Genomic DNA, 14,453 nt, shown 5'->3' with positions numbered 1-14,453 from the left:
ATCATGATGACTTGTCAGACTTCCTGACAGCCGTACAGAACGGTTCTATCGATAACAACTGGGGGAACCCGGGACCAAATGACAATGTCCAACCCGACCAAATCAACTTTAGCATCATGGCACCGGGGACCATCTTTACTATGGCTGGGGAGCAGTACCGTTATTTGGAGAATATGGGGAACCGTAACCATATGATTATCCGTAATAGTGTATTTATAAATGTTGCTTTTCCTAACACAAATCAGCGTCTTACCGACTATTATAATAATCTTGATTCATCGGTTCAATCTATGATACAACCTGTATCTATACCATCTCCAGCACCTAGTGTTGCGGATGGAGATATTATTTTTACAGGCAATCGTTGGCTACCTACAAATCTCCATGATTTTCCCGATGTAGCGGCTGATGTGACTCAGGTTGATTCAAGTGGTAGTCGCCAAGCCTTTGTTCTCTCCTTAGCAGATGTTGCTCGTCTATCAGGACCAGGCCGTGCTTTTCCTAATCATGCAGAACGCGGTCTTCCTGTTGATGATACTTGGGCTTGGCTTCGGACTCCTGGAGCTCATCCAGGTTACATGTGGTCTGTTCTGGCGAATGGAGCTGTAACTGGATTCCGCGATGTGAATCATAATGTTTGGTATGGAGGACTGCGCCCTGCCCTCATCGTTCGTCAATAAAACTCCAAATACAGCTGGCATATAAGTTAAGTAAATATGTAAAGAAAAAAAGATCTCAATATACATGAATGAGATATTGAGGCCTTTTTATTTTATAGCTGGTAATTTTACTTTGCTTAAAACTCTTTAAACAAAAAAACATAAGCATTATTGGAGTTTCTCATCAAACCTAAAGTTTTGACCCAGCGCATCCTTGGTTGTTGTGTAAGACTTAAACTTATGAATCAGAGGGCGCCATCTATCAACAATAATACGTTCATTCTTTGTCAGAAGAGAGTCGGTTATAGGAGTGATTTGCTAGATATTCTTTAAATAGAAAAAGAAAATCCATATAATTAAGGCAGTTGAGGGAAGTAATTTCCCAATCCCCTCTAAATAAAAAGTTAAAAATAATAGTCCGAGAAAGATTAGTCCCAAGCCCCATGCGTACAGTAAGAAGAACTTAGAAATTTTCTTATTTTGTCTCCGTCTTCTAGAAATTAAAGGTTTTACTACAAATTCGTTAGCCCCAAAATAGTAGGCTCCCAAACAAAACATAAGTATGAGAATAAGTACAAGTGTAGACATAAAAATAATCCTATTTAGAGATTTTTTCTGAATATTTATTGATGATTCTATCAATTTTCCTACGCACTGTCAATCTTGTTTAAGTTCGCCATGAGAGAAATGGGCTCCCATGTATGATGTATATGGGTTTGGAAAAATTATAAGATAATCGATGAATGTAGGGAGAGCTATTCTGGGCTAAAAAGAGTTTGTTACAGTAATTGAGTAAGGAAGGGAGAAAAGTAAAGAGAAATGTTATAATAAATGTATGAAACTTGTGAATTATAAACCAGACTATCTTTTAGAAGCTGTGTATAACTTGGATGTGGAAAACTTAAAGAAGAAGGACATTCGGGGAATCATGGTTGATTTAGACAATACACTTATCGCTTGGAACAATCCAGATGGTACACCAGAACTGCATCAATGGCTAAAAACTATGCGAGAAAATGATATAAAGGTCATTGTTGTCTCCAATAATAAACACGAAAGAGTTCGTCGAGCAGTTGCTAAATTTGACGTTGACTTTGTCTCACGAGCGATGAAACCTTTTGCATGGGGAATTCACAAGGCGTTGACTAAACTTGAAGAGGAACCAAACCATGTGATTATGGTTGGCGATCAGTTGATGACCGATATTCGGGCTGCTCACCGTGCAGGTGTACGTAGCATTTTAGTTAAACAGTTGGTTGCCTCTGATGCCTGGAGCACTAAATTTAACCGTTGGCGTGAACGGCGGATGTGGAAAAAATTGGTTCGAAGATACGGACAGCCGGAGTGGAAAAAAAGGCTATAATCGGTCTTGGACAGTTTTTTTACACCATTGTTCTAGAGATTATCCACTAAAATTTTTAACTTATCCCGAGTTTTCCACAGTTTTACACACCTTATTCACAAAAATGTGGAAAACTGTGAATAAAAGTGTGGAAAAAGAGACTTACGATAAAGGGATAGGCCTAACTAATTTGAGAGAAAATATCAAAAAAACGCTTCACTACATGCACAATAATGCTGTAGTGAAGCGTTTTTTTTTAATTTTAGGAACTTAGGATGTGACATTTGTTTTTAGGTTATTTTCTACATTAATCCACGCTCTTTATACCACTTATCCGGTTGCCAGATCCAATGTCTACCATCTTTTTCGAGGAGATCAAAGGCTTCTTGAGGTCCCATAGTAGCTGCTGGGTACTTAGGCAATTCTTGGTGTGCCTTGTCCCAAGCCTGACGAATGACATCAATCAACTCCCAAGAACGAGAAACTTCCTCCCAGTGTGAGAAGTTTGTTCCGTCTCCATTGAGAACATCAAGAATTAATTTTTCATAAGCCTCAGGAGAATTTCCTAAGATTGTAGCATCGTGCCGATAGCTCAACTTGATAGGAGCAATATTGAAACCTTGTCCAACCTCTTTACCATTAACAGTAAGAGAGAAGCCTTCTGTAGGTTGGATATAGATTGTGAGTACATTTTCTTCAAGAATTGTTTCGAAGATGTTGTTAGGGTCTTGTTTGAAGACGATATTGATACGTGTTCCTTTTTCTGTTAAACGTTTTCCACTTCGGACATAGAAGGGAACACCGGACCAGCGTTCATTGTCAATGAGGAATTTTCCTGCGACAAAGGTTTCAGTGTTAGAGTCTGGTGCAACAGAAGGTTCAGAACGATATGCGGGGAATGTTTTTCCGTCAATCGTGCCTTCAATATATTGCCCCGGTATAAAGTACTCCAGAGCTTCCTGCTCAGAGTATTTTCGAATGCTATGTAGGGCTTTGACTTTTTCTGCCAAGATGCTCTCTTGTGTAAAGGACTTGGGTTTTTCCATAGCAAGTAGAGCTAGAACCTGCAAGACATGGTTTTGAATCATATCCTTGAGCGCGCCACTTGTTTCGTAATAACCGCCGCGATCTTCAACACCGATACTTTCAGCAAATGTAATCTGTATGTTGTCGATGTGGTCTTTGTCCCAGATGGATTCAAACATTTGGTTGGCAAAACGGATAGCTGAAACCGATTGGATCATTTCTTTTCCGAGATAGTGATCGATGCGGAAGGTTTGATCTTCTGCAAAGACATCTTTCAGTGCTGTATTCAGTGCTTGGGCTGTTTCTAGATCACTTCCAAAAGGTTTTTCGATAATCACACGTTCAAAGCCTTTCCCTGTCAGAATCTTTTCTGATTTGAGATGGTTAGCAATGATTGAGAAAAATTGTGGCGCCATAGCCAGATAGAAAACTTGGTTACAGTCGGTATTGTACTTTTCTCGGAGTTGATCTCCCAGTTCCTTGAGGGCGTGATAATGACTGGTGTCATTTACATCATGACTTTGATAGTAGAAATGGCTCGAGAAGTCATTGAGTTCTTCTTGGTTATTGCTTAAACCAGCTAAAGATTCGATGACGATTTGGCGATAGTACTCATCCGTCCATGGACGGCGCGCAGTACCAATCACAGCAAAATTTTCAGCAATTTCGCCTTTTTTATAAAGTTGGAAAAGGGCAGGATAAAGTTTACGTTTGGCGAGGTCACCAGTTGCCCCAAACATTGTAAAAAGTACTTGTTTACTCATAAATCTCTTCTTTCTATTGATTGTCAAACATCGTTTTCAGCATAGTCGATATAGGTATCAACATAGTCCAGATAGTCTTTGTTCAACTGTGCCTTCATATCTTGATATTCAGCTTCTGTATAGTCACGCTCAGCAATTTTAGCACGATAAAAAGGTAAGTTTAATTCTTTTTGAAGTCTCTCTTCAAGCTCTTTGCGATTCATAACGATTTCCTTATATTAGAAAAATTTACTACTAAGAAAATTATATCACAAATTGAGTGACGGACCTTTGAGTTGAGATTCTTTTGAGCTAAAGTGATAAAATAGAGCCATGTCTTTATTAACTTTTACATTCTCCATGCTTTTACTTGGCGTAGTTGCTGGTATTGTAGGAAGCATTTTAGGTCTCGGTGGTGGAATTATTATCACGCCAATCATTACTTCCTTTTTTGGTGTAGATATAAAGTATGCAATCGGTGCAAGTATTGTCGCTGTTATTGCAACAAGTTCTGGCGCTGCCATTTCTTATTTAAAAGATGATTTGGTCAATGTTCGGGTGGCGATGTTCTTGGAAATTTTTACCACGATTGGCGGATTACTGGGGGCGATTTTGGCCGGCTTGTTTAATGCTTCGGTATTAAACATCCTTTTTGCTTGTTTACTGATTTTTCAAGCCTATAATATGTGGCACAAGCTTCATCAAGGCGAAAAAGTTTTGCAAAATGTTACTTCGGATAAATGGGCAGAAAAGATGAAGCTAAATTCCTCTTACTTTGATAAACAAACGGGAAAAGAAGTCGCTTATCAGGTGGAAAAGGTTCCGGAAGGTGCTTCTATTATGTTTGGTGCAGGAATAGCTTCTGGACTTTTAGGTATCGGTTCCGGAGCATTTAAGGTTTTGGCAATGGATACGATGATGAAAATGCCACTCAAACCCTCAACGGCAACCTCAAATCTCATGATTGGAGTGACTGCAGCGGCTTCAGCGACGGTCTATTTCTTTAATGGTTATATTGACCCTTCCTTAGCTGGACCGTTAGCTATAGGTATTGTAGCAGGTGCAGCCATTGGTTCGCGCATCATGCCACATTTACCCGCTCGGATGATTCGCTTGATATTTATTCCTGTAATTGGTCTTATGGCTCTACAAATGATACTTAAAGGACTTGGTTTATGACGAAAGAAAAAGAAAAATTACTTGAGATTGAACTTAAAATAGGTAAAATTTTAAGAGCAGGTGTTTTTATTAGCTCGGCAGTTATCATTATCGGTTTGGCTATGTTTGTTTTCACAGGCCATTCTGGCTACTCAGGGACAACCTATCCTCGAGGCTTGTCTGAAATAGTAAGGGGACTTCTTGAATTTAAGCCCTTCGCTTGGCTTATGACTGGTCTGTTTCTTTTAATCTTAACACCCGTACTTCGTGTGCTGGCTTCTATTTTTGCTTTCGCAAAAGAGGGGGATAGAATGTATGTCATTATCACGATGATGGTACTTGCAGTACTGGTTTTAGCGATTTTTTTAGGACACACAGGCGCGTAAGCTATTTCTTGCAAAACACTATCGAAACTGGTATTATAGGTAGTGCTGGGGGAGTGGTGGAATGGCAGACACGCATGCTTCAGGTGCATGTGCTCGTAAGGGCGTGGGGGTTCAAATCCCCTCTCCCCCATAATCAGTTACAATCTCGCTTGGGCGGGATTTTTTTGTTTAAGAGGTAAAAATGTGATGAGAAGATTGACGAAAGAAGAACTACAGGATTTGATTGATGCTAATCCTCTGCGCGCGCTTGCTAACATAGGAGAGGAAGTGGGCTTAACGCGTGTTGGGATTGAGAAATTACTGAAAAGTTATAAGCTAGAAGATTATCGTAATCAAAAAATAAAAGCTTTGCGTCGAACAGCAGCAAGGCAAAGAAGATTGAACAAATAAAGGAGAAATCATGGCAAAAATCGGATTTATCGGTACGGGAGTAATGGGTGCAGCTATGGCAGGCCACTTACTAGACGCAGGCAATGAACTGTTTGTCTATAACAGAACAAAGTCAAAAACGGATGACTTAGTTGCGCGTGGTGCAACTTACTGTGCCACACCACAAGAGGTTGCTGAAGCAGCGGATATTGTTTTTTCGATTGTGGGTTATCCCAAAGATGTTCGCGAAATTTACTTTGGCGAAAAAGGTGTATTTACGGCAAATGTACAAGGTACGTTTCTAGTAGATATGACAACATCAGAGCCGGCTTTGGCACAAGAGATTTATCAGGCTGCAAAAGAAGCGGGGGCTTCAGCTTTAGATGCACCAGTGTCAGGCGGAGATATTGGGGCAAAGAATGCAAGTTTAACGATTATGGTAGGTGGGGATGAAGAAGCCTATGAACATCTCTTGCCTTACTTTGAAACTATTGGCAAAACCATTACACGACAAGGCGCAGCAGGAGCGGGCCAACATACCAAAATGGCGAATCAAATCGCAATTGCGGGTACGATGACAGCGATGACAGAACTAATGGTTTATGCAGATAAAGCTGGTTTAGATGTAGAAAAAGTCCTCCAAACAGTGGGAGGAGGCTCTGCAGCTACTTGGTCAATGACCAATTATGCTCCGCGTATTTTACGTGAGGACTTTAGTGCGGGCTTTTTCGTTAAACATTTTATTAAAGATTTAGGAATTGCTTTAGCTGAGGCTGAAAAAATGGGGATTGAACTTCCTGCTACAGCAGGAGCAAAGAAACTTTATGACCGTTTGGCAGAAGAAGGTTATGAAAATGATGGCACGCAAGCGCTGATTAAACTTTGGTGGCCAGAAGGCGTGAGACCGAATAAATAAAAAAATATTAAAAATCCACTGAGCAGTGAAGTTGTGTCAGTGGATTTTTTTAGTGCTTGGGTTTTGATGCTTTGTTTCCTAGAACCTAGAAAAATGGAAGAGAGCTTGTTTACTTTAGTTTTTTGCAGAACCATTGCCGTGCCCAGGTGTTGCGCCGAGTGCTTGTGCTTCTCCGATGGTTATATAGGTATAGTTTCCGGGATTCTTCACCATGCGATAGTATTTGTTAGAGTTACCACGATAGAAAACCATTCCTGGTGCCGCCGTTGTCCAACCACCAGAACTTACTGGAGCACTGTCGCTGTTTGCTGAATTTATTTCGTTTTGTGCTTTTCTTGCAGCCTCTTGTTCAGCTTTTTCCTCTGCTTGACGTTTTGCTTCGGCTTTCTGCGCGGCTAGCTCAGCTGCTGCACTTTCTCTTTGCTTAGCACCTGTTAAGTAGGACGCCAAATCTGAGTTGGCTTTTTCTACAGCTTTAGCTGTCGTCGCTTGGTTAACAGCTGTGACAAGTTTTTGTAATTCATCCTTATCAGCTTGTTCAGTATAGACTGAAGCTTGTAGCTTTTCAGCTGCTGAAATATTTTCTTTGGCTTTATCTTTGGCGTTTTTGAGGGCACGTGCTTCCTTAACTTCTTGAATACGCAGCTTTGCAATGTTAATTTTCTCTGTTAATTCACTTACTAAGCCTTTGATTTCATCAGCATTTTTTGCAGCTTTTATACTTTTGACGAGTTGTTCTAATTCAGCCCTGCTTTCTTTTGGCAAATCCTTGTCTTTAAAAGTTTCTTCTACGAGATTGAGTGTTTCTGTACGAGAATTATGCGCCTCGACCAAGTGAATTTCTTCTTCAAATTTTGTTTTGAAATCTGAAAAAACGAGATAGGAACTGGCTTGTTTTTGGTAATCTGCCAGCAGTATTTTGTCTGTTGGTGAAATATTTTTATTTGTTGATAGCGTTTGGGCTTGCTGAAGGAGTTTTTCAATGCTTTGACTCTCTGTGTCAGCTTTCTTAGCAAGTGCTTCTAAAGCTTGCGCTTCTTGCTCGATTTTTTGAGGATGAAGCCAAAGTTCTTTTATTTTAGCCGTATCTGCAGTTTCTCTCGAAATAGCTTCTGTTGTTTCTTTCGAAACATAACCCTGTTTATTTTGATTGAGGGATTTCTCTGCTTGAACAAGATGGTTACGTGCTTCATTTAGAGCATTAGCATGTGTATAGTAGCCTACAGGTATGCTGAGACTGAGCACTGCAGCACCAATAAATAAAACTTTTTTCGTTTTCGTTGTATTTTCTCGGAAGTTTTTTGCTGAAGATTTTACAAAGTCATTGAATTTTTTCCGATAACGTTTAAATTTAGTTGATGATATGGGGTTAAAGTTTTTACCGTGATTATTTTTAGACATCATTACTTCCTTGTGTTTATTATTTTTTGAGTGTTTATGAAAAATCCCAGCTTGATTTTATCAAAAAAGAAAAAACCGGCTAAATATTTTTACATTATCAATGATAAAATACACACGAAAAATGAGCCAAAAGATTTTGACGCTATCCTCAGCTCATTTTTAAAATTATTTTGTAACTTTGAAAGTTTTAAATCTTACATCTCCTCCGGAGCTTCAACACCAAGTAGACGCAAGGCTTCTTTTAAGACAATAGCAGTGGCGCTAGCAAGTGCTAAACGTGCTTGAAGACCTTCGTTTTCCTCAAGAATACGTACATGGGCATAGTATTTATTGAAGGCTTGCGCCAATGAGATAGAGTATTTCGCGATAATGGAAGGCTCGTATTTGTCAGCTGCACGTTTAACAACGTTACCAAAGTCTTGGAGTAATTTAACGATTTCCCAAGCTTCAGTAGGAATGTCTTCAATATTTACTTGGCTTGGAACATAGTTGGCTTTACGCAGGATTGAGCAGATACGTGCATAGGCATATTGAACATAAGGACCTGTTTCACCTTCAAATGAAACCATGTCTTCAAGATTAAAGTCATAGCCATTGTTACGGTCAGCTTTCAAGTCGTAGAACTTCACAGCCCCAACTCCAACTTGTTGTGCAACCTGCTCTTTGTTTGGCAAATCAGGATTTTTATCATTGATTTGTTTGAGTGCGCGTTCAACGGCTTCGTCAAGAGCTGTTTCGAGTTTAACCACATGCCCCTTACGTGTTGAGAATTTTTTTCCGCCTTGGGTAACCATACCGAAAGAAACGTGGGTCATGTCGTCAGACCAGTCATAACCAGCTTCTTTGAGTACTGCCTTCAACTGCTTGAAGTGGTTCTGCTGTTCGCCACCAACGACATAAAGTGATTTTACAAAGTCGAATGTTGCTTTACGATACATTGCAGTTGCCAAGTCACGTGTGATATACAGCGTTGCCCCATCAGTTTTCTTAATCAAAGCTGGATTAAGATTGTATTTTTCAAGGTCAACTACCATGGCTCCCTTAGACTCATACATAAGCCCTTTGGACTCTAGGTCTTCAACCACAGCGTCCATCTTGTCAGAGTAGAAAGATTCGCCTGTAAAGTGGTCAAAATCAATGCCTAATTTACCATAAATACGGTTAAACTCGATCAAGCTGACATCAGAGAACCATTTCCAGATGCGGAGTGCTTCTTCGTCATCCTGTTCCATCTTAAGGAACCAAGCACGACCTTCTTCGTCAACAGAAGGGTCTTCTTTTGCTTCAGCGTTGATTTGGACATAGAGTTTCAATAGTTCGTCAATAGGATTTGCGGTAATTGTCGCTTCGTCACCATATTTTTTATAGGCTGTGATGAGGAGACCAAATTGTTTTCCCCAGTCCCCCAAGTGATTAATCTTGATGGTGTTGTAACCAATCTTTTCGTAAATTTTTGAAAGTGAATCCCCGATGACTGTTGAACGCAAGTGCCCAATAGAGAAAGGTTTTGCGATATTTGGAGCGGACATATCAATAGGAACATTAGCACCGTGCCCGATATTTTGGTCACCATAGCCTTCTTTTTCAGTAATGACTTCATTGATGACCGCTGTAGCAACAGCTTTTTTGTCAAGGAAGAAGTTCACATAAGGACCAGTAGCAACTACTTTATCAAATCCAGTAGCATCAACGTTCTCAGCGATTTCACCAGCAATAACTTGTGGAGCTTTACGCATGGACTTTGCCAAACTGAAAGCTGGGAATGCGATATCTCCCATTTCTGATGATTTTGGTTTTTCAAGCAAATTTTCGATTTGTTCGAGTTCAAGCGCACCGTCAAGTGCAGTAAACAAAGATTTTGCTGCTAATAGTTTTTCATTCATAGAATAATTATACCATAATAGAAATAAAAATGTATAGTGCTTAAGGTGGTGTTTTTTAAGGGATGTAAGTTGAAGGAGTCAAAGAATTTACAGGATAAAGTGCTTTTTTGATTTCATGCATGATTTTTAGAAAAACCATGAATTTTTGCGGATATTAAAAAGAATAATTTCGACTTTGTGTATTTTTATGCAGTTTGTTGAGAGCGAGAAATAAAGAAAAGCGGATAAGGCTGATATTTAGGTTCTTCTTCTGATATTTTGTTGAGTATTTTTATGCTATAATAGGTGCATGAAAAGAGAAGAACGATTAGACTTAATTAAACAGATTATCTCTGAAAATCAGATTGCGACACAAGAAGAGTTGCAAAGTGTTTTGGAGTCAAAAGGGGTAAAGATCACTCAGGCAAGCTTATCGCGTGACATTCGTGAATTACATATCATAAAAAAGCGTGAGGAGGGGAAGAGTTTTTACGTTTTTTTAACAGAACTCAATTCACCTTCACAATCCCTATTGCAACAATATTTTAGCAATTTTGTTTTAAAGGTTTCTTTTGCCAGTGTTAACGTGGTTGTACACACGCACTTAGGTGAGGCAGATCTTTTGGCTAATGCTTTTGATGATGAAAAGCGACCTGAGATTTTAGGAACCTTAGCCGGTGCAGATACCTTACTTTTAATCTGTAAAGATGAACAGGCAGCGCGCGATTTGGCTTTGGAGATTGAAGATGCCCTATAAAGCAAGCAAAGAAAAATTGATAGCTCAAATTCTTGACTTAGATTATGTAAAGAGCTTTCAAAAAGCTGAAATAGCCCTACAGGCAGAAAAGGGACTTTTTGAGCAGCAAAAGAAAATGAAAGAGTTGCAGAAAGAAGCTGTTCTCTATCAAAAAATAGGTAAAAAACAGGCCTTTAGAGAAACTTCGAGTGCGGCACAAAACATACATGAGGCTTTGAAAAATGAGCCATTGGTGGAAGATTACCTCCTAAAAATGCAGCCTGTTGATGCCCTTTTGCAATATGTTACAGGAGAAATAGAAAGAAAAGTCAATGAGTTTTTGGAAAGATGAATGTTTAAAATAAAGGTCTTTAGTGCCTTTTTTTGTTTTAGCTTTGCGATTAATCCGTATGTTATAATAGAAATAAAGAATTTTCAAAGGAAAGAAGAATAACATGTCTGAAAAAATTTCACCAGGAATGCAGCAATATCTTGATATCAAAGCTGATTATCCAGATGCTTTCTTGCTCTTTCGTATGGGAGATTTTTATGAACTTTTTTATGAAGATGCGGTAAATGCAGCGCAAATTTTAGAACTTTCTCTCACTTCGCGGAATAAGAATGCAGAAAATCCTATTCCAATGGCTGGTGTGCCCTATCACTCAGCAGATCAGTATATTGAGCAGTTAGTCAGTCTGGGGCATAAGGTTGCTGTTGCTGAGCAAGTGGAGGATCCCAAAACTGCGGTAGGTATTGTTAAGCGTGCCGTAACGCAAGTTATCACACCAGGAACAGCTGTTGACGTCGGTTTGACAACAGACAATAATTTTTTAGTCGCTCTTGACAAGGCAGCTGAAAAGTATGCGCTGGCTTACATGGACTTATCAACAGGGGAATTTAAAGCCACCCAACTTTCAGATTTCTCAACAACTCTGAGTGAAATTTCCTCGCTTAAAGCGCGTGAGATTGTGGTAGGTTACGCGTTAAAGGCGGATGATAGACAAATCTTTGAGAAGCAAATGAACCTGATGGTTTCTGAGCAATTTGACTTTGAGGATATCCATTCGTCACTTTCAGCACTTGAAAATCAAGTCGCTTCTAAGCTCTTGGCTTATGTCAAGCGCACACAGTTACGAGATTTGAGTCATTTGCAAGAAGTTGAGCATTATGAAATAAAAGATTTCCTGCAGATGGATTTTGCGACAAAGTCATCTCTTGAACTAACAACAAATAAACGAGAAGGGAAAAAGCATGGGACGCTTTATTGGTTGCTTGATGCGACTAAGACGGCCATGGGCACACGCTTACTCCGCAGTTGGCTAGAGCGCCCCTTGATTTCTTCCAGTGAAATCAAAAAACGTGCGGATATTGTGCAGCTTTTTTTGGACAATTTTTTTGAACGTGCGGATTTGATTGAGGCCCTTAAAGGGGTGTATGACTTAGAACGTCTTGCATCTCGTGTTTCTTTTGGTAAAGTTCTCCCAGTTGATTACTTGCAGTTAGAAAACTCTCTGTCAAATATTCCAGGAATTAAAAGTGTTTTGCTGGCTATGAAGAGTCCAGCTCTGGATCCGTTGATTTCCCAGCTGGATGAAATCCCCGAGCTCATCAGTCTCATACACAATGCCATTGATGAATCTGCACAGCGTGTGATTACCGAAGGTGGTGTGATTAAGACGGGCTATAATGAACAGCTGGATAAATACAGGGAAGCTCTTGCAAATGGGACTTCTTGGATAGCAGAACTTGAGGCTAAAGAAAAAGAAAAAACAGGTATCTCAACTTTACGTATTGACTTTAATCGCAAAGACGGCTACTACTTCCATGTTACTCAAAGTCAACTCGGTAGCGTTCCAGAATACTTCTACCGGAAAGCCACTCTGAAAAACTCAGAACGCTTTGGCTCAAAAGAATTGGCTGAAATTGAAGAAATAATGTTGGAAGCGCGTGAAAAATCAAGCATTTTAGAATATGATCTCTTTGCGCAAGTTCGTACAGAAACAGAACAATATATTTCACGTTTACAAAAAGTGGCGAAAGCTATCGCGAGCATTGACTGTCTACAAAGTTTGGCAACAATTGCGGAAAAATATCAGTATGTCCGTCCAGTTTTTACACAAGAGCGTAGAGTGAATATTGTTAATGGTCGTCATCCAGTTGTTGAGAGTGTTCTTGGTGCACAAGAATATGTTCCCAATGATATCAAACTCCCTGAGCAAACGGCTATTCAGCTCATTACAGGACCAAACATGTCGGGGAAATCAACCTATATGCGGCAATTTGCAATGATTGTGATTATGGCACAAATAGGTTCTTTTGTCCCAGCAGAATTGGCTGAACTTCCAGTTTTTGATGCAATTTTTACGCGCATCGGGGCAAGTGATAATTTAATCTCAGGGGAATCCACTTTTATGGTTGAGATGATGGAGGCCAATCATGCGATTCAGCATGCTACGGCGCATTCCCTGATTGTTTTTGATGAGCTTGGACGTGGGACAGCAACTTATGATGGAATGGCTCTTGCTCAGGCGATTATTGAGTACATTCATGACAATATTCATGCGAAGACACTGTTTGCTACACACTACCACGAGTTAACAGATTTATCTGGGAGCCTTAAGGGATTAGAGAATGTCCACGTTGCGACCTTAGAGAAGGGTGGGGATGTGACTTTCTTGCACAAAATAGCAGAAGGACCAGCAGATAAGTCGTATGGTATTCATGTTGCCAAAATTGCAGGGTTGCCGTCTCGTCTATTAGAGCGTGCAGACATCATCTTACAAAAACTGGAGAATAAACCAGTTGTGCGTCAAGTCTCTGAAGAGGAAAAAGAGCAGTTGAGCCTTTTTCCAGTTGAAGATAATCATCAAGAGATTATTGAAAGATTAAAAGAGATAGATTTGGATAATATGACTGCACGGGGGGCCCTGAACTTTTTGTGGGACCTTAGAGATGATTTGTAAGATTTTGCTTTTTTATGGTAGAATTACAAGGATGAATTGAATTTAATAAGGAGAGAATATGGAAAAAGATGAAATTAAAGATTTAGAAACGACAGAGCCCTCAGAAACCATGACAGATAAGGGAGAAGAAGTCGCTCCTGAAGGGAGTGAGAAAGAAAACTCAGAAACTGAGCAAGAGGAGTTCGTGTTATCAACAGTAGAAGAACCAGAGACGGTTGAGGAAGAAACAGTAGAAGAATCACAAGTTGAAGCGGTTTTAGAAGAGGAGGAAGAAGTTCCAACAGTAGAAACAGCTGCTGAAGGAACAAGTGAAAGAACAAGTATTGAGCCCCCTCAAGATTCACAAAGCACTTATGCAGATGAGCCGTTTTTGGCAGACAATCAAGTGAAATCAAAAATCAACACTAAGTGGAACTGGGGAGCGATGGCTCTGCCTGTCTTCTTTGGTATTGCCAATCGTTCTTACTTGGGGTTGTTGAGCTTACTTGTTATTGTGCCAGGTATTGGTTGGGTTTTTGGTATTGCTTGGGCTATCGTGTTTGGTATCAACGGTGAGCGTTGGGCACTCCAAAATCCAGATAATCGTTACCGTGATGAAGAAGAATTTCGTAAAATCATGGACGGTTGGAATCGTGCAGGTTTAGTCGCCTTTATTATCGGTGTTGCAGCCGTAATCTTTATGCTACTTTTCTTTATTATGCTTGGTGCAGCAATATTCAGCAGTATTGATCAATCTCAATATTAATTTAAATAAATATCTAATAAGACCTCTCCAGTGTATCTTCGGAGGGGTTTTCTTTGTTGCAAACAGACAAAAAACAAGGGCTTTTGTCCTTTAAAATGTGCTATAATAATACTGATTATGAAAAAAATAGTATTTGCTTGGTCAGGA

General features: G+C 39.7%; 13 protein-coding genes, 1 tRNA gene and 1 pseudogene. 11 read left to right on the top strand and 4 right to left on the bottom strand.

The features are described from left to right. A pseudogene (locus tag NFR51_RS07675) lies at positions 1–680 on the top strand (hypothetical protein); the annotation flags it as partial. A gap of 814 nt (positions 681–1,494) precedes the next feature. Beyond that, positions 1,495–2,022 carry a YqeG family HAD IIIA-type phosphatase gene (locus NFR51_RS07670; protein WP_251713128.1) on the top strand — a complete coding sequence of 176 codons (528 nt, stop codon included), beginning with the start codon at positions 1,495–1,497 and terminating at the stop codon, positions 2,020–2,022. Positions 2,023–2,303: 281 nt separating this feature from the next. Here the strand turns inward: NFR51_RS07670 and zwf are convergent, their stop codons facing one another. Both zwf and NFR51_RS07660 read right to left on the bottom strand, forming a co-directional pair. Continuing rightward, on the bottom strand, positions 2,304–3,791 hold the full coding sequence (gene zwf, locus NFR51_RS07665; protein WP_251713127.1) for a glucose-6-phosphate dehydrogenase: 1,488 nt from the start codon (positions 3,789–3,791) through the stop codon (positions 2,304–2,306). Positions 3,792–3,814: 23 nt separating this feature from the next. Next, on the bottom strand, positions 3,815–3,994 hold the full coding sequence (locus tag NFR51_RS07660) for a hypothetical protein (RefSeq protein ID WP_251713126.1): 180 nt from the start codon (positions 3,992–3,994) through the stop codon (positions 3,815–3,817). Positions 3,995–4,103: 109 nt separating this feature from the next. Between NFR51_RS07660 and NFR51_RS07655 the strand changes: the two genes are divergently transcribed. From NFR51_RS07655 to NFR51_RS07635, 5 genes are all read left to right on the top strand, one after another. Continuing rightward, on the top strand, positions 4,104–4,949 hold the full coding sequence (locus NFR51_RS07655; protein WP_251713125.1) for a sulfite exporter TauE/SafE family protein: 846 nt from the start codon (positions 4,104–4,106) through the stop codon (positions 4,947–4,949). Beyond that, positions 4,946–5,314: a DUF1634 domain-containing protein gene (locus tag NFR51_RS07650; RefSeq protein WP_251713124.1), complete on the top strand. Its 369-nt coding sequence runs from the start codon at positions 4,946–4,948 to the stop codon at positions 5,312–5,314. Before NFR51_RS07655 ends, NFR51_RS07650 begins: the two co-directional genes overlap by 4 nt. A gap of 47 nt (positions 5,315–5,361) precedes the next feature. After that, positions 5,362–5,444: transfer RNA gene (locus tag NFR51_RS07645), tRNA-Leu, on the top strand. A gap of 56 nt (positions 5,445–5,500) precedes the next feature. Continuing rightward, complete coding sequence (locus NFR51_RS07640; protein ID WP_251713131.1) at positions 5,501–5,704, top strand: hypothetical protein; 204 nt, start codon at positions 5,501–5,503, stop codon at positions 5,702–5,704. Positions 5,705–5,714: 10 nt separating this feature from the next. Further along, a complete protein-coding gene (locus tag NFR51_RS07635; RefSeq protein ID WP_251713123.1) occupies positions 5,715–6,599 on the top strand; it encodes an NAD(P)-dependent oxidoreductase in 885 nt (294 codons plus the stop codon). Positions 6,600–6,713: 114 nt separating this feature from the next. On the opposite strand, the gene NFR51_RS07630 is transcribed toward NFR51_RS07635, so the two are convergent. Both NFR51_RS07630 and argS read right to left on the bottom strand, forming a co-directional pair. Continuing rightward, the gene (locus NFR51_RS07630) at positions 6,714–8,003 is read right to left on the bottom strand and encodes a hypothetical protein (RefSeq protein WP_251713122.1); all 1,290 of its coding nucleotides are present in this window, start codon (positions 8,001–8,003) and stop codon (positions 6,714–6,716) included. Between the two features lie 191 nt (positions 8,004–8,194). Continuing rightward, entirely contained in the window at positions 8,195–9,883 is a 1,689-nt protein-coding gene (gene argS, locus NFR51_RS07625) for an arginine--tRNA ligase (protein WP_251713121.1), read from the bottom strand. 289 nt (positions 9,884–10,172) lie between these two features. Between argS and argR the strand changes: the two genes are divergently transcribed. The 4 genes from argR to NFR51_RS07605 all read left to right on the top strand — a co-directional run bounded on the left by argR (position 10,173) and on the right by NFR51_RS07605 (position 14,306). Continuing rightward, positions 10,173–10,619: an arginine repressor gene (gene argR, locus NFR51_RS07620; protein ID WP_251713120.1), complete on the top strand. Its 447-nt coding sequence runs from the start codon at positions 10,173–10,175 to the stop codon at positions 10,617–10,619. Beyond that, on the top strand, positions 10,609–10,950 hold the full coding sequence (locus NFR51_RS07615) for a YlbF family regulator (RefSeq protein ID WP_251713119.1): 342 nt from the start codon (positions 10,609–10,611) through the stop codon (positions 10,948–10,950). The genes argR and NFR51_RS07615 overlap by 11 nt, the downstream gene beginning before the upstream one ends. Before the next feature lie 103 nt (positions 10,951–11,053). Further along, a complete protein-coding gene (gene mutS, locus NFR51_RS07610) occupies positions 11,054–13,561 on the top strand; it encodes a DNA mismatch repair protein MutS (protein WP_251713118.1) in 2,508 nt (835 codons plus the stop codon). 58 nt (positions 13,562–13,619) lie between these two features. After that, entirely contained in the window at positions 13,620–14,306 is a 687-nt protein-coding gene (locus NFR51_RS07605) for a hypothetical protein (protein ID WP_251713117.1), read from the top strand. Positions 14,307–14,453: the final 147 nt, after the last annotated feature.

Origin of the sequence: Lactococcus ileimucosae (assembly GCF_943193185.1) — a bacterium.
GTDB lineage: Bacteria > Bacillota > Bacilli > Lactobacillales > Streptococcaceae > Lactococcus > Lactococcus ileimucosae.
Note: the sequence above shows the minus strand (reverse complement) of the source record. Positions and strands in the feature narration are given on the sequence as shown.